The sequence below is a fragment of the Spirochaeta isovalerica genome (assembly GCF_014207565.1).
In the GTDB taxonomy this organism is placed as follows: Bacteria; Spirochaetota; Spirochaetia; order DSM-2461; family DSM-2461; genus Spirochaeta_F; species Spirochaeta_F isovalerica.
The window spans coordinates 248,736-263,962 of sequence record NZ_JACHGJ010000006.1 but is presented as its reverse complement, the minus strand read 5'-3'; the positions used below and the strand labels follow the sequence as shown (position 1 = coordinate 263,962).

14 protein-coding genes are annotated in these 15,227 nt (G+C 40.6%); 8 read left to right on the top strand and 6 right to left on the bottom strand.

Going from position 1 to position 15,227, the window contains the following annotated elements; translation table 11 throughout:
• Positions 1-2,994 carry a fibronectin type III domain-containing protein gene (locus HNR50_RS15790; protein ID WP_184747752.1) on the top strand — a complete coding sequence of 998 codons (2,994 nt, stop codon included), beginning with the start codon at positions 1-3 and terminating at the stop codon, positions 2,992-2,994.
• A 427-nt stretch (positions 2,995-3,421) separates the two neighbouring features.
• Here HNR50_RS15790 and HNR50_RS15785 read toward each other — a convergent pair whose 3' ends face one another.
• Positions 3,422-3,670, bottom strand: a complete 249-nt coding sequence (locus HNR50_RS15785) for a hypothetical protein (protein WP_184747751.1) — start codon at positions 3,668-3,670, stop codon at positions 3,422-3,424.
• Positions 3,671-3,745: 75 nt separating this feature from the next.
• Positions 3,746-4,183: a hypothetical protein gene (locus HNR50_RS15780; protein ID WP_184747750.1), complete on the bottom strand. Its 438-nt coding sequence runs from the start codon at positions 4,181-4,183 to the stop codon at positions 3,746-3,748.
• A gap of 419 nt (positions 4,184-4,602) precedes the next feature.
• On the opposite strand from HNR50_RS15780, the gene HNR50_RS22645 reads away from it, so the two are divergent.
• The 3 genes from HNR50_RS22645 (at position 4,603) to HNR50_RS15770 (ending at position 8,605) form a co-directional block, all read left to right on the top strand.
• The gene (locus HNR50_RS22645) at positions 4,603-4,725 is read left to right on the top strand and encodes a hypothetical protein (RefSeq protein WP_281389121.1); all 123 of its coding nucleotides are present in this window, start codon (positions 4,603-4,605) and stop codon (positions 4,723-4,725) included.
• A gap of 281 nt (positions 4,726-5,006) precedes the next feature.
• Positions 5,007-5,828, top strand: a complete 822-nt coding sequence (locus HNR50_RS15775) for a hypothetical protein (RefSeq protein ID WP_184747749.1) — start codon at positions 5,007-5,009, stop codon at positions 5,826-5,828.
• A 14-nt stretch (positions 5,829-5,842) separates the two neighbouring features.
• The gene (locus HNR50_RS15770; RefSeq protein WP_184747748.1) at positions 5,843-8,605 is read left to right on the top strand and encodes a DUF1266 domain-containing protein; all 2,763 of its coding nucleotides are present in this window, start codon (positions 5,843-5,845) and stop codon (positions 8,603-8,605) included.
• Between the two features lie 7 nt (positions 8,606-8,612).
• Here HNR50_RS15770 and HNR50_RS15765 read toward each other — a convergent pair whose 3' ends face one another.
• From HNR50_RS15765 to HNR50_RS15755, 3 genes are read right to left on the bottom strand one after another with little or no spacing between them, the layout of a single operon-like run.
• Positions 8,613-9,011, bottom strand: a complete 399-nt coding sequence (locus tag HNR50_RS15765) for a bacteriohemerythrin (protein WP_184747747.1) — start codon at positions 9,009-9,011, stop codon at positions 8,613-8,615.
• Positions 9,012-9,055: 44 nt separating this feature from the next.
• Positions 9,056-10,183, bottom strand: a complete 1,128-nt coding sequence (locus HNR50_RS15760) for an ARMT1-like domain-containing protein (RefSeq protein WP_184747746.1) — start codon at positions 10,181-10,183, stop codon at positions 9,056-9,058.
• Between the two features lie 21 nt (positions 10,184-10,204).
• The gene (locus tag HNR50_RS15755) at positions 10,205-10,936 is read right to left on the bottom strand and encodes an IclR family transcriptional regulator (protein ID WP_184747745.1); all 732 of its coding nucleotides are present in this window, start codon (positions 10,934-10,936) and stop codon (positions 10,205-10,207) included.
• A gap of 102 nt (positions 10,937-11,038) precedes the next feature.
• On the opposite strand from HNR50_RS15755, the gene HNR50_RS15750 reads away from it, so the two are divergent.
• From HNR50_RS15750 to HNR50_RS15740, 3 genes are all read left to right on the top strand, one after another.
• Positions 11,039-13,090 carry an alpha/beta hydrolase gene (locus HNR50_RS15750; RefSeq protein ID WP_184747744.1) on the top strand — a complete coding sequence of 684 codons (2,052 nt, stop codon included), beginning with the start codon at positions 11,039-11,041 and terminating at the stop codon, positions 13,088-13,090.
• Positions 13,091-13,196: 106 nt separating this feature from the next.
• Complete coding sequence (locus HNR50_RS15745) at positions 13,197-13,661, top strand: heme-degrading domain-containing protein (RefSeq protein WP_184747743.1); 465 nt, start codon at positions 13,197-13,199, stop codon at positions 13,659-13,661.
• A gap of 12 nt (positions 13,662-13,673) precedes the next feature.
• A complete protein-coding gene (locus HNR50_RS15740) occupies positions 13,674-13,964 on the top strand; it encodes a VF530 family protein (RefSeq protein ID WP_184747742.1) in 291 nt (96 codons plus the stop codon).
• Here HNR50_RS15740 and HNR50_RS15735 read toward each other — a convergent pair.
• Positions 13,961-14,119: a hypothetical protein gene (locus HNR50_RS15735; protein ID WP_184747741.1), complete on the bottom strand. Its 159-nt coding sequence runs from the start codon at positions 14,117-14,119 to the stop codon at positions 13,961-13,963. The two genes, HNR50_RS15740 and HNR50_RS15735, sit on opposite strands and share 4 nt — an antisense overlap.
• A 100-nt stretch (positions 14,120-14,219) precedes the next feature.
• Between HNR50_RS15735 and HNR50_RS15730 the strand changes: the two genes are divergently transcribed.
• Entirely contained in the window at positions 14,220-15,173 is a 954-nt protein-coding gene (locus tag HNR50_RS15730) for a LysR family transcriptional regulator (RefSeq protein ID WP_184747740.1), read from the top strand.
• Positions 15,174-15,227: the final 54 nt, after the last annotated feature.

The window sequence follows — 15,227 nt, the reverse complement described above, 5'->3', positions numbered from 1 at the left end:
ATGAAAAAGTTAATTTACATACTTGTACTGTTCATTTTACTTCTAGTCTCTTGTAAGAATCCAGTGACAGGTTCAGGCGATTTCTCAAAAGGAGATATGACTCCTTTTCTAGAGAGAGTAGAACTTCAAAATAATGTAACAGTTATTGATGAAATATCTTCAGAGGATTTCACAATTACAAAAGACGATGATTTTTTGGAATTAACTTTAATAAATCCAAATACTCAATTTTCAAATATTCAAGTTGGGAATATTGTTGTAATGCCACCTACAACCGAATATCCTGAAGGCTTTGCACTAGACATTACAGAAATTGAAAACATATCGAGTTCATCTTCAGCTAGAGTCTCAGGTTCATATATTGGAAAATTTAAAGGTTTTATTGTAAATGAATTATTTTCCTTGTTTCGAGAATTTGGAGGATCATTTACCATTGAAAATCAAAATATTGAGTTAAATTTCCTGTATTTGGATGGTAAATGTTATGATTTGAATGATTCAAACTCATACAATTATGAAGATATACCAACTTCTGTATATGAGTTTATTGATGGATATTTTCCAAGTGCTGGTGTAGATCTTTTGGATTTATCTGTGCTTGAAGGAATATTACCTAATAACGATTTTAAATTATCTGTTGGTGGAAAAGCTGCTTTTCTAATAAAAGGCTTTGTTTCATATAATAATTTATCTTTATTATTGGATATATCATCAAATGAAAGTAGATCAAGAATGCAATATAGGATATCTGGGAATGAAGAATTTGATTTGAATATAATTTCATCTGTAGACGTCTCTGCAGCAGCAACATTAAACTTACTACCAATGTATGTCCCATTAGATGTAGTAGCTGGCGGTGTTATTTTAAAATTAGTAATAATGCCACAAGCGAATTTATCAGGCGGGTTAAAATTGGATGCAACTGCAGAAATCAATCAATCAGCAGAAATACTTGTTGGAGGAACATATACATATAATAAAGAAAGTAATGTTGGAAATTTTGAAGCTGATAGTAATAGCCACTTTATTGCTACGCAGAATTTCGATTTTACTGATACAACTTTTGCTGTAGATGGAAGTATTGGCATTGGAGCAAAAATTAAACTTAAAGCGTTATCTGCTACAGGCCCATACATATCTGTAATTGGAGGTATAGGAATTACATATGGAGATATGTATTCAGCGCCATATCAAGATAAAAGACTAGATATCGATTTTTCAACTGATTTAACAATAGGATACGAGGTTGAAATAGCAAACAAGTCTTTTTTTAATCTGCACTATACATGGGATGATATGATATATTACCCAATATTTCCTGCTCCTGGAGGAGCCACAAATCTAACAGCTTCATACGATAATTATAGCAACTTTATTCAACTAAATTGGGATAAAAATACTCATCCTTTTTTTCCAATAACAAAGTTTTTTATACAAAGAAAAATGAACGATTCTAATTATGAGGATATTGGAGAAACAGATTCGGATGACTTATTCTTTATTGATGATGATATAAATCAAAATGAGTATTATTATTACCGTGTATTTGCATATGCGCCAAGATGGAGAACATGGTATTCTAATCAAACAGAAATTTCGACAACATCTGATAATGAATATAATATGAGTCTTTTACCAGGGACATGGTATTGTTCTGCAATTGGTGATCAACCTGCTATAGCAATGGATATTAATGAAATAGCAGATGGTGAGTTTAATACTACTTCATATTCATACACGGATTCTATTTACAATGAACCTGATATCAAATATTGGTTTTCCGATAATTTTTTCACGACCGAATTGATTCTTGCAGAGAGATACTCATCTGATACATTTAGAGGAACAATTAGTTATGATGATGATTCTACTTCATTATATCCTGAATTAGTTTTTACTTCAGATAGCTCTTTTCAATTAACTATTTATACAGATTCTAGTTATTCAAATGTATACATTAATAGATTAGGAATTGCTTCTAATTTCTATTTTTCAAAATCAAATACTGAAATTGGGGTACCAGTGTGCTTTTCAGGCTCAATTCCCGGTGAGTTATCAAATTTAGTTATTGATAATGCGACTCAGTCTTCACTTGAAATAAGTTGGGATAGTACAACTAATGCAACAAGATATGGGATTAGACGTTGGAATTTATCAACTGGAGAGTATGTGGTTGATATAGTTGAAAACACATCTCATGTTCAAGATAGTAATTTAGACTCGAATACATATTACCAATATGAAGTAAGGGCTGGTAATTCATATGGTTGGGGAGGTTGGGATTTCGCAGATGGAAATACTCTATCCCCACCAGAAATTATTAGTACCCCTTTTATTTCATTAAGACCTGATGAATTAGAAGTTGGTGAAACAGGTACATTCATAGCTGACAAAACAATAAGTAGTAACCTTGGACATTCCCTAGAATATCGATTTAATTGGGGTGATGGTACATATTCTGAGTGGTCAACATCAAGATATGCTTACCATTCATGGAGTTCAAAGGGTACAAAAAATATCAAATTACTAGTCCGTTGTGCATTACATACTGATATTATTAATGAGTCATATGAATATGAAGTTCCAGTTTATTCAACAGGGACTGTGACTGACTATAATAATTCAGGTGAAAACGATTACCCAATACTTGATTACACAACAATGAGTAGTAGCATAGATATGTCAAATTCATTTCCCAGTAATTCAGAAGTTACAAATGTTACTGTCTATTATGAAATACGCCATACTTTCCCTGGAGATTTAGATGTCTGGATAACCGCATATTACGATAACGACTGGCATGATTGTATGTTATTTGATGTTGATGACTATCTAGGAGGAATTGATGATATAGTCGGAACGACTTATAATCTACACGACTGGAATGGTGATTCTCCAAATCAGGTTTGGTATTTATCTGTAAGAGATAGAGAATCTGGCGCTGAAGGTTATATTGACTTTTTTCAAATATGGATTGATTACAAATCTTATTAGCTGACGCCAATATCGACGCCCTTATTATATGAACCCAGTAGCTTTATATGGAAAACTTACTACATAAGCCATCCATATACGGCTCTATACAGCACTATATGTATGACATAATGAGCCTAATAAAATTCAAGTCCTTGTAAGATCAGTTTAGAGACATTGTTATATGCAGTGAATATTATTACACATCACATCATTTGTTAGGTTCTTATAAGTGTTAGTCGATTTGTTAGTTCTTTTTATCGAAAATGCTAGTAAATACAAGCAAACGTATAAAATTGTATTGATTTAACTTCTTATTATGCTTATATTTAAGTCAACAGAAGACTATCCTTGTTCACACTGGGGGACATGGGGTCGGTGGTTCAAATCCACTCAGCCCGATCGTTTTAGAGGATCAAATCGTCTGATTTGGTCCTTTTTTTATTACTTATCCAATGACTCCCAATATTACCAGCACCAGAAATACAATAGCCAAACCGCCGATAGATAACATAATAATGATATGTCTCGTAGCCATCTTTCTATCCGCCGGGGAAAACTCATCGGGCTTTAGTCCGAAAGAACTGAGAATCTGCTTTGATCTTTCAAGGTCTTTCAACATGACTCGAACACCGACGGGATATGGTATTTTGTTCCCCGAAGATACATGGACAGAGGGAATATTTGATGATTCCAACCTCCTTTGAATACTTTTCACTGTTCCTGTGTCTATTCCTGTTATCAAGATGACTGATTCATTTTCATCCATCGATTATTTCTCCAGATAAGAGAGGAAGCTTGTATAAAGGACGATAGCCTTCAGATGTTCCCATATATCATAATTCAGGTTTATTTGAGAAATATTATAGAAGTAGCTGATCTTATATTCTACCGACTCTTCAAAATCATAAAGGGTTAAAGAAAAAGTAAAAGGATTATCCTGCTCTTCATTGATCCTCAGCACTGTTAGATCTGCGTTATTTTTTGTAATCACACTTTCTTCAGTAAGCTCGTAAACAAGATTTTCAGGGTTATGAAAGCTTCCGATCTCAGGAATGGAGAGAAGATCTTTTTTCTCAAACCTGATATTCATGGCTGTAGTTTGGCCGCCGGTCATAAGTGTTATTTTGTTCTGATCTTTTTCTCCTGTTTCGTTGTTCGTAAACTGCATCGGCAGCCAGTCACTCATCGGAATAAAGGCTGCAAGCATACCTCTCCGCTTTCCATCTGATCGAAATACCGGAATAAATTGAAAAGTCCTCCGGCCTCGTCGAAGGAGTAGATATAAAAGTCGAAAGGCTCTGAGAACTTTTGAGCAAATGATGTAAAACTCATTGATAACAGAATTGAAAATAAGAAGAGTTTGCGCATTTCATTTCCTTGTGTGATGTATCCCGGAGATTGTATCATGATATTGGTAAAAGGCATGTTCTTTTTTAAGGACAGCCGGAAATCATCATGATAGCTTGAGAAGCAAAAATCATATCTCAAAGGATTACAATTTGAAACGCTATACAGCTCTGATACTTCAATGACAGCGATGTCAGAGCTGAGTTTAACGGAGACTATGGCATTACAGCGACGATTACAAGCGAGACTACAGATTATACTGAGGAGTGTCAGATTATCATGGCGAACTTTTATGTAAAAGAAGGTCTGGGGATAATGTGTCAGACCATTCTCTTCGACGATATGGAAATCTTTCAGACTGAAGACTTCTTTGAGATTTTCCATTCATTCCGTTTTGAGTGACAAATAAACAAAACTTGATATGACTTCCATATTAGAGAAGACAATAGAAGTTGCCTATGAAGACATAACTGATTCTTACCTGGAAGAAATCGAGTATTATCAGACTCATTTTTTTGGAAAGAAGTATCTCACATACCTTGGCTGGGATGAAGATGATCATTTCTCGATTCCTACTGAGGATTTTTACAATTTTATCCGATATGACCTTCAAACAATCAATATCCTGGATAGCTATCTTGAGAATTATAGAAATATTTAAAAAGGACAGGTACAATCAATTCATGAAAAAATCAATCCTGCTGACCATTATTCTCCTAACACAATATTTTCTTTACAGCCAGAGCACGGAACTTCTCGACGCCATGAATGAGTTCGGGGGAGAGACCTATCTGATAAAACTGGCTGAAAGCGATCCGAACTCATCGATGATCGAATCAAAAACGGTTTATCTTGATGAAAAGAGAACCGCAAGAAAACTGATTTTTCAGACGACGGAGGACTTCAGAAGCGATAGAGGTATCGTCCGCCAGCTCGAGTTCTTCAATTCCGAAGGCATCCGCGAAAAATATGAGATGTATTTTTCCGAAGAGCACAGCAGCATGTACGCCATTACAAAAACAATCGAGTATCTAGACGATCAGGATAATGTTATAAAAACCGAGTGGTTTCAAGGCGATGAAATAGTCGATACGACCACCGATATGAATTTTAATAATAAATTCCCCTTCTATAAATTATCATTCATCAACTACCGGATGACCGAGCCTGATTATACTCCCGATGACAAATTCGATTTCGGAACCAGCGTAAAATATATCGCGGGACGATCTGTAATAAGATTCAAGGGCGAAATGGAGGACTTGAACGATCTGGACAGGAAATATCTTCAGATGTTCGGTATGCATCTGGGCAACTCCAATCTGAACTCCTATTATGACAAAAAGATCATCGCCACTGAGGACGATAAAGAATATGTACTTTTCATCCAGAAACCTCTGGAAGAATATGTTTTCGACGGCAACAGGGCAAAAATCAATTACTACATCGGGACATATGAGAATACTCTAATCTTGACCATTATAGGTTTTCTCGATTTATACTGATTATGGCCGGACATATGAAAAAAACAATAATAGCTATTTTAATCATATTCTCTTTATCCGGTTTATTCGCAAATGATCCTTCGGATTCAGTCATTATCGAAATATACAGGCAGTTCCAACCTGTTGGAAACTACAAAGTTGAAGTGGTGCCTGATCCGGGCGATGATTCGGCAGAAGAGATAACAAAAGAATACAGAACCGATGAAAAAGGCCGCATATCAATTCCCTGGGAGGAGATGCCCTCCAACAGGCCCTTTCTGAGAATCTGGGCTTATGACCCGGAAATCCGTCAGGCTCTCACATACCCGCTAATAGGCCAAAGGGGAAAGGTTCTTCGCTTTAATCTGCTCGACAGCATTCAATATAAACAGGACGGCAGAGTCATAACCTGGAATTCTGTTGAAAATGCCTCTACCTATCAGATTGAAGGATTCAGGTTCAGTGAGAGCTTTTCCCCCTGGAAAATCGTAACCGGTTTCGTCAATTCATGGAAAGATGGAGAAACAGAAAGGTACAGTCAGTATCTGAAAGATTCTCTGCAGATTGACAATCCCCTGTTTCAGATGAAAGGAGATATCTCGGAGTTTGTCATTCCCCGGGACATAAATAATCTCAATGAAATCGGGATAAGCATTTCGGCCTTTAACCCCCTTGGAAAACTGATCGCCCAGAGTCCCATATTCATTCCTACCGGGAGCGAGGCTGTGGCTCAAAACGAAGTTAGGATAGAATTCACCTCATGGAATAAAAGCGTAGTCGATTACGAGTTTTTTATAGGATATAAGAATGACGAGGGAAAACTGGAAACGCTCCGGACCATCTCGACGGGAGACAGCTATTTTTCCGTTATAGAAAAAGATTCTTCATGGCCGGAAGATGTGCTGGTTTTAATTCCCATTTTCATGAACGATTCCAAAGGCGACCGAATCCGGAAATATATGACGCTCAGCGACAAATGGGGGAAAGTGCTAAGATTTAACCTCCAGTCTCCTGTAACGCTCAAACTGGAAGATGAGACCTTTTCATGGAACGAAGCTCCTTTCGCAGAGGAATACAAAGTATCTTTCTATCTCTACAAAGAAGCCGAGCGAAAGCAATCCAGCCCGCCTTTTGTGGAATATGATATTGTCAACGACCCTTCCATCCCCTTTGAGCCCGAATCGGTAACAACCTATTCCAATCTGATTAATTATTCAGAACCTTTGAAGGAAATGATTATAAACAGTCCCGACCAGTTTGTCTGGCCGGAAGATCTTGCCTTGAAATGCCTCTACGGAATTGTTGTCCGGGCATATGATGCTGATGGGAATATCGTCGGAATTTCGAAACTGACACCCTGGCCGGGTGAATCACCTGTCTTGGAATGGGACAATTCTTCTTTCCAGAAAGATGCCGCGGCGCTGGCCCTGAGCGGTATCATGATGAAAATACATTTGACCAATTACGATTCCCTCCCCGTCTATCCCATATCCCACTGGAAATACAATTCTCTCAAAGAGACATCTCTGGCCCGGGATTGGGGCATTTTCTCCGGTGAGGATTTGCGTTCCGATCTGCAGCGACTGGAAAGAGAAGGTCATTCAGCCAGCCTGCGATCGGTTCTCAATGCGATTGATAATTATCCGGGAATGCCTCTCTGGGAAGCGGCAATGCGGGAAGGTTTGCGAATGAACCAGTTGAAGAGAGTGTATACGGTCAAGCGATTGAAGGAGCTTTTCGGCTCCAGGCTTCTACACGCCTGGGACTGGGGAAGAGCGATCTACCTGATCAGATGGTCCTACACCTTAGGGTATATAAAGGAAGATGAAGCCTGGAACCTGATTCACCATTTCCAGGAGCTGATTCAAACCGAGTATTCCAGCTGGGAAGATTTCGGCCAATCTTATGTGCTGGGCCGTTTTTATTGGAGTTCCGGACAGGGAACGGAACTGGAGAAAACCCGCGAAGCTCTGGATTATATGAATGAAATCTTTTCCGATGAGAACAGTCCGTGGAACGGCTTCTGGTCTGATAAGGAACTGATCATTTCCGCCGAACCCGTCAATTTCGATGAGGTTCTGTCGCTATCAGAAGAGGAAGAGCTTTTTAACTGGGTGCTGGATACCCAGAAAGCTTTGGGAGAATACCCGAATCTATTTGAAAAATACGCCGGAATGGGGCCTGCGGGCTGGAAAGATTATCCTCAGATACGGGAAATGTTTCTGCTTGCTGCCGAAAGAGCGGGACAGTTGAAAGAAGAAAAAGCTGCGCTTATGCAATCAATTAAAGATTTCCCGCTTTATTATCCTTTTATCCAGCAGCTGGCACGGCTTGAAGAAATAGAGGGAAGTTACGACAAGGCTCTGGAAGCTTTTGGCAGAATGGAAGAATGGGCATTGGATCTTCCGCAGAACCAGTATCTCAGAAGCAGACTGTATTATCTTCAGGAAGATTTCGACTCCGCTCTGCAACTGCTTGCAAAACCCGCAGATGAAGAATTTCAAGGAGAATGGTTTTACTACAATTCCCATTACGTAACCGGCGTTATTAAACTCAAGCAGGGATTTCCATCAGAGGCGCTGCCTCACCTGGAAATCGTTTACAGCAATTCTCCCGATAATTCCTATAACCAGTATTATTACGCCGTGTCGCTCCTCCTCTCCGGAGCAGGTGATCCCGATGAAATTGAGGACATGCTGACCCGGGCTGAATCGGCGGGAGAATTTACCATATCCGACTGGATCTGGGAGAAACTGACTGAATTGAAACAGAAGCTGGACGGTTTACAGAATCTGTAAAGAGAATCTACTTAAGTGATTCGTGGAACATCTTGTCTTCATTTATCGTATGGGTTAAGAACCAGCTCAGCAGAAATTCTATTATATCAGCCAGTTCTGCCTTATTCATACTGAAATGAATGATTTTTCTGGTCACTTCGTGAAGGAGCTGTTCATGCAGCTTCTTATGTCTATTGTATCCGGCATACTCATATTGCTCCATCATGTTTTCCTCGCTGCAGAAATGGAATCTGGCGTACAGGAGTATCTCATCAAGCATATGTTTAACAAAAGCCGGTGAAGTGTTGGAATCGACAGACTCATCCAGGTATTCGATAAGACTGAGAAAATATTGATGCTGATGGTCAATTCTATCATTTCCGACAGAAAAACTATCATCCCACTTTGGAATATGGTTGTTAATCATTTTGTAAACTCTTATATATCAATATAATCTATACCCGCCGGGAATTAAAGTCCAGAATTATGTGATCTCACCAGCTCGAGCTGTCCGTAATTACCGCTGAACATCCATTCGGTTTTATTTCTATCCGGTACGGCTTCCTGGTCCAATCCCGTCATCACTTCGCATTTCAGTATCCGGCTGATGAGAATATCTGATGGGAAATAATTGACAAGCGATGCTGTTTCAGTGTCCCATTTCCAGTCATTATCCCCCACCAATCTCCGGTAATTGAGATCGCCTTTGAAAATAACAAGATCAGCGTCGGAGAATTCCCCGGCCAGCCTCTCTGGTATTTGGGAATACAATTCACCGCTGCTCCAGTATGGGTTATCGCTTAGGACCAACATTTCCTCTTCCTCGAACCGATTCATATCCCGGACGAACCATTCCGTTGTCTTATCCTCTGAAAGAATTTTCAAAAGGTGCCGATAGTCACTGATCAGGGCGTCTGAAACAAAATAGGGTAACTGTTTGAAGTGGAGATGGATTTTTCGGATTCCGGTATTTTTAAAGAACCAGTAAACCATCAGAAGATCATAAAAGAGCTCTTCTCCCGCATTATCAAGGACGATATGAACCTGCCGGGACTCAGCTATTATGTCTGTAGCCTGTTCACGATGATCTATCAGGAGTTCCGATTTGGAATCGGCCGAATATGACAAAGAGCTCTGACTGAGATCCGCTCTGTTCCCCATCAGATTGAGCAGAGAGATCTCAGGAAAAGAATGAATCGAATTGATTCTCTGCAGTTCCCTGGAAATCTTTTCCCGCCCCCCTCTTATATCGGCCTCTTTCTTATAGAGAAAATAATCATGCCTGTTGGAGAAAAATCCGCATATTTCGGCAATCTTATGATAGAGGTAGTTTTCCAGAAACAGAAAAGGGGCATTGAGCCAGTTGTAATCGCAATGATTTTCCAGAGATGCATTTATTCCGGCAGAAAAAGGATATGAAGTATCCAGAGTCGTGAGCGATCCTGCGGGAACTGATTCCATGAATGCCTTCAGAGAAAACTCTACCGCAGAAGAGAACCGGTTATGGGAAACCAGATCGCTGAGAATGGAAGGAACCCGTTTTTCAATGGTAAATCTGGCAAAAGATCCTTCCTTTGCTGTCGTTATCTGATCATTCATATATGGCTCCTCCGGGAAAGGTTATAGCAGCTCTTCTATCTTCTCTTTTGTTTCCAGTAATTTATCAATCAGTTTTTTTCTGTACTCGGCAAGTTTCTCTTCCCTGGGTAGTGCAAAGCTGCATGTCAGAGCCGCAGCTTTCACAGAATCCGTGCTGCGAATATAAGTTGACAATTTGTATATGCCCTGAAGACAGGAACTCTCGCCGACGCAATAGCCATTGGTGTCACAGGATTTTTTAATTTTCTTCAAATTTTTATGATCTTCCCTGCTGAGACTGAATTTGTCCTGATCGATCTCGGAAAGATGGGAAATTAAAACCTTTCCCGAAATCGTCTCCATGGGGTCATACATTCCCGGCTTAATACTCAGACGAAGAGTTCTGGTTCCTTCCGTATGAACGAGAAGTAGAAGTTCCCGGTCCACCAGCACCGAGAGCTGAATGGATTCACAGCTGCTCAGAGCGAACTGGTTCATGAGCGGAGTGGCTCTGCTGATCAGGATATGATGAAAATCTATCCGGGATGCCAGAGAGAAGAACTTGCTGCTGATATAGAATCCGCCCTGATGATTCTTATTGATATACCCGTTCTGAAATAGATATTCCACCATTCTCTGGATTTCCGAAACCTTATAATCCATGCTCTTGGCAATCTGACTCATGGTCATGAAATCCTGATTACGGCTCAGTATTTCCAGTATTTTCAGACCTTTATCCAATGCCGGAACAACTGTGGATTTTTCTTTATTCATAAGCTAATTATCTCTGGAATTAAAAGAAATGACAATTCTTTTGACAAGTTTTACATTTATCACATACAATAATTTATATCATATACGATAAAGGAGAACGATTTGAAATCTGTAAAACTGAATCCGGGAACATGGCTGGCCATTGCGGTTCTTCTCATAATGGCAGGAACAATTTCTGCCCATTTTTTCAACACATCCGCCTATAAAGTCCAGGTAACCGAAATTTCCTTTCAAACCGACAAGGGTATGCTGAATGGTCTTCTCTATCTCCCTGCAGGTGCCGGCCCTGCCGATCCCAGACCGACGATCATAACAACCCATGGTTATCTCAATGCCAAAGAAATGCAGGACGCTCCGGCCATTGAAATGTCCAGAAGGGGTTTTGTCGTTCTGGCTCTGGATATGTATGCCCATGGCGATTCCTATTTGAACAGCGTTCCTCTGAGCAATCCTTTCTTCGCTTTCTGGCCGTCATCAATCTATGATGCAGTTCAATATATGTACAATCAACCCTATGTTCTGAAAGACGATAACGGTAACGGAATTATCGGAGTAAGCGGCCATTCCATGGGCGGGTTTTCTTCAACAATGGCAGTTGTGATGGACGAACAGGCCTATCAGAAAGCTCTTGCCGAAGGAAATGCAGCCGTTCGTAAAATATCCGCCGTTTTGACTGCGGGATCGGATTTCCGCTGGACATCATATCTGGGCGTTGACGCCAAAGCCTATAACGCCAGTCTGGCAAATAGAACAGCAGGTGCCATCAGCGGCCAGTTCGATGAGTTCTTTTTCGACTCCAGCGCCTATGGCACAGGCCGGACCATCGTCAGAAAGAATTATGCGAAAACGGCTGACGGTATGGAGTTTCTCGGTAACCCCTCTGATGCAAAAGACGGAGTGTTTTATTCGACTGCGGGAGGGGGAAGAAGAATTATCTATCAACCGAAAGAAACTCATCCCTGGAATCATTTCTCTATAAAAACGACCGCTTATCAGATTGAGTTTTATAATGTCTCTTTCCAGAGGTACTTGCCTCAAACGTCTATTAAGGAAACCAGTCAGATATGGCGGTTCAAAGAGTATTCCGAATTCATCGCGCTTATCGGATTCTTTCTGTTATTCATTCCGATGATACAGCTTCTTATGACAACACCGTTCTTCAGCACCGTAAAATCCGCTCCCATTGTCGAATTCGACGGTCCCGTAAAAAAATCAGGAAAGGCTGTTTTCTGGGCGATCATAGCTTTCAGCGCTCTCTTTCCAGCTGTTTATTTTCAAACGCTAATGGCCAAACTCCCAGGAGGTCTGGGGCAGATTAAACTTGTATCGTCTCTTATTTTTATTGCGGCTGTTGTTGTTGCTTTATTTTTCCGGTTCAGAAAGAAGGACGAAAAGAAATTCGGCGGATGGATTCTAACTTCCTTTGCGGCTTTTCTGGTTTTCGGATTAACTGTCGGAGCTGGCAATTTGTTCCAATTGAGTCCTTTCTTCAATGAGCCGCAGACAAATGCCGTCGTTTTCTGGGCTATGTTAGTGGCCGTGGTGACATTCCTTATCCTATGCCTCACCTATTTGACCATAAACAAACCCGCAGGGATGGATCTCAGGCAATACGGTCTGATAATCTCCCCGGTCAATATACTGAAATCTTTCCTTCTGGCTGTCATTGCAGCATCAGCCGGTTATGTTTTTCTTTTTATCATCGATCTCTTGTTCAAGACGGACTTCAGAATATGGCTGGTAGCGGTAAGAGCTTTCAATTCAGATCATTTTATGTCCGCCCTGCGTTATATGCCTTTCTTCTTTCTGTACTATTTTTCCAATGGTGTTGCCCTGCAAGTCAATACGAACTCGAAATATCTACAGGGTGTCAAAGGCTACCTGGTTTCCTATCTGATCAATATCGGCGGATTGATTCTCTTCCTTATCGCCCAGTACGGTAAGCTTTTCATAACTGGTACAGCGTCATTTCCTACTGTTTCACTCAACAGTATTGTTCTCATAGGATTCGTCGTTATGCTTTTTATTGCCACCGTGATTACCAAGAAAGCATTGGAAAAAACAAATAATGTGTACACAGGAGCTTTTCTCAACACAATTGTTTTTACTCTGATGGCTGTTTCAAGCTCGACGATGTACATCAATCTGACATAATTTTTCAGAGATTTTAGCTTAGGACCGGCGTTCAGTTGCGCCGGTTTTTTTATTCAATTGTATTTTACAATTCAAAGAGCCTTAAGATTGCTCTATAATAACAGGTATGTATACATTAAAGGATATTCTGGAGCAGGAGAATACGCTCCAATTTGAATCATTTTCATCGGAAACAGCTTGGGAACTTGGTACCATGCTGGTTGAGAAAGGCCGGAAAGACAACCTGGCGATTACCATCGACATCACACGGAACGGCCATCAGCTTTTTCACTACAGCTTTGAAGGGACATCAGCCGACAACGACAACTGGGTCCGTCGGAAAACCAATCTCGTAAACAGGTTCGGCCACAGTTCCCTCTATATAGGGACTCAACTGAAGGAGCGCGGCCAAACGATAGAGGAGACATATATGATTCCCGAAGCGCAATTCGCTCCTCACGGCGGTTGCTTTCCCATTTTTCTGAAAGGCACCGGATCGGTCGGTACGATAACGGTTTCAGGACTGGCTCAGGAGGAAGATCACAGAGTTGTTGTTGAAACCATAGCCTCCTACCTCAAAACGAAAAAGTAAACCGGGGATATTATGGCACAATCAAAAGATCCTCTGCATGGCGTGACCCTTCAAATGATACTCGAACGGCTTGTCGCATACTTCGGCTGGGAGAAGCTGGGCTCCCACATCAGAATCAACTGCTTCAATTACGATCCCTCGATAAAATCCTGCTTAAAGTTTTTGCGCAGAACCGACTGGGCCAGAAAGAAAGTCGAAGATCTGTATCTCGACCTCGATTACGCAAAGAAAGATGAACGCTGGTGGGAAAAAGGGAAGAACCCGGCGCCTGAAACACCGGCGCCGGGTATGAAAAAAATCTAAATAAGTTTGCTTAAGTAGGCAATGATCAGAACTGCGGCGGAAACCCAGAATATCGATTTAACGACATCCTGTGCTGTAATTTTCATATGTGAATCAATGCCGGCGACTGAATCGAATCTGCTGTCTTCAGGAAGGAATAGTTCTTTAACACTCATACCTTTAACTCCTCTATTGAATAGGTTTTATCTTCTGTATATATAATATAAAAAATTATTTAATTAGTAAAATTATATAAAATAAGCTTATGCTTAAGTTATGCTAATGTTTCAAAGCTGGGATCGGCTGCGGGTATTTTATTATGTTTATTCTGAAAAAAGCATTACGGGCGCATCGGAAAAGCTCAATGTGACACAGTCCGCGGTAAGTCAGAACATACAAAAGCTGGAGAGCGATTTAAAGAGCTCTCTTTTCACACGTCTTCATAAAAAGCTGGTCCCTACGGCAGCAGCGGAGCGGCTGTTCGAACTGACGGAATCATTTATGAACGGCCTGAAAATCTACAACAGAGAGCTTCTCCAATCCAAAGAATATCCCTTTGGAGAGATCCGGATAGGCGCCCCGGCGGAATTCGGGAAAACCTATCTGTCTCTTATTATGGCCGATTTCAGAACGAAATATCCCGATGTAACTTTTTCCATTAAATTCGGAAAACCCGAAACTCTGCTCCCTCTCCTGAAGGATGGAAACATCGATTTCGTTCTGCTGGACGAATTTCTGACAGATAAGACGGACCGGGAGATTACAGATTACCTTCATTTCGAACCGGTAGCCTGGGAAAAGGTGATACTGGCCTGTTCCAGAAAATATTATGATACGAAGCTTAAAGGCGATGTATCATTCTCTTCACTCAGCAGGCAGAACTACATATGCTATGATGAGGAAATGTCCCTAGTCAGGCATTGGTTTGAGAATCATTTTCCCAAGAAAAAAGTCAAATTGAACAGAGTGCTGACTGTGGATAACCATGAAGCCGTGGCATCGTCGATTCTTAACCATTGCGGCCTTGGTGTCCTCTCATCCCATCTTGTGAAAAAAGAAGTCGATGCCGGTAATCTGGTGGCTGTGGAAACCGGCTCTGAGGGTATTATCAACACGATTTCCCTGGTTCAGCTTATGGACAAGATTCCCACTCTGACGGAAAAAACCTTCTCACTGTTTCTGATAGAATCAATCCGTGCCATGCTGAGTCATCAGAATCTCGATGAGTAGACTCTCCGGCCAGGGATAATCACAGGAAAAACCGAATTTATTCAAACCCGATGA

Excerpts from the sequence above, each read along its gene's own strand:
- HNR50_RS15790 (WP_184747752.1), top strand. The coding sequence starts at position 1 with ATGAAAAAGTTAATTTACATACTTGTACTGTTCATTTTACTTCTAGTC.
- HNR50_RS15780 (WP_184747750.1), bottom strand. The coding sequence starts at position 4,183 with ATGCTTGCAGCCTTTATTCCGATGAGTGACTGGCTGCCGATGCAGTTT.
- HNR50_RS22645 (WP_281389121.1), top strand. The coding sequence starts at position 4,603 with ATGGCGAACTTTTATGTAAAAGAAGGTCTGGGGATAATGTGTCAGACC.
- HNR50_RS15775 (WP_184747749.1), top strand. The coding sequence starts at position 5,007 with ATGAAAAAATCAATCCTGCTGACCATTATTCTCCTAACACAATATTTT.
- HNR50_RS15770 (WP_184747748.1), top strand. The coding sequence starts at position 5,843 with ATGAAAAAAACAATAATAGCTATTTTAATCATATTCTCTTTATCCGGT.
- HNR50_RS15765 (WP_184747747.1), bottom strand. The coding sequence starts at position 9,011 with ATGATTAACAACCATATTCCAAAGTGGGATGATAGTTTTTCTGTCGGA.
- HNR50_RS15760 (WP_184747746.1), bottom strand. The coding sequence starts at position 10,183 with ATGAATGATCAGATAACGACAGCAAAGGAAGGATCTTTTGCCAGATTT.
- HNR50_RS15755 (WP_184747745.1), bottom strand. The coding sequence starts at position 10,936 with ATGAATAAAGAAAAATCCACAGTTGTTCCGGCATTGGATAAAGGTCTG.
- HNR50_RS15745 (WP_184747743.1), top strand. The coding sequence starts at position 13,197 with ATGTATACATTAAAGGATATTCTGGAGCAGGAGAATACGCTCCAATTT.
- HNR50_RS15740 (WP_184747742.1), top strand. The coding sequence starts at position 13,674 with ATGGCACAATCAAAAGATCCTCTGCATGGCGTGACCCTTCAAATGATA.
- HNR50_RS15735 (WP_184747741.1), bottom strand. The coding sequence starts at position 14,119 with ATGAGTGTTAAAGAACTATTCCTTCCTGAAGACAGCAGATTCGATTCA.
- HNR50_RS15730 (WP_184747740.1), top strand. The coding sequence starts at position 14,220 with ATGCTAATGTTTCAAAGCTGGGATCGGCTGCGGGTATTTTATTATGTT.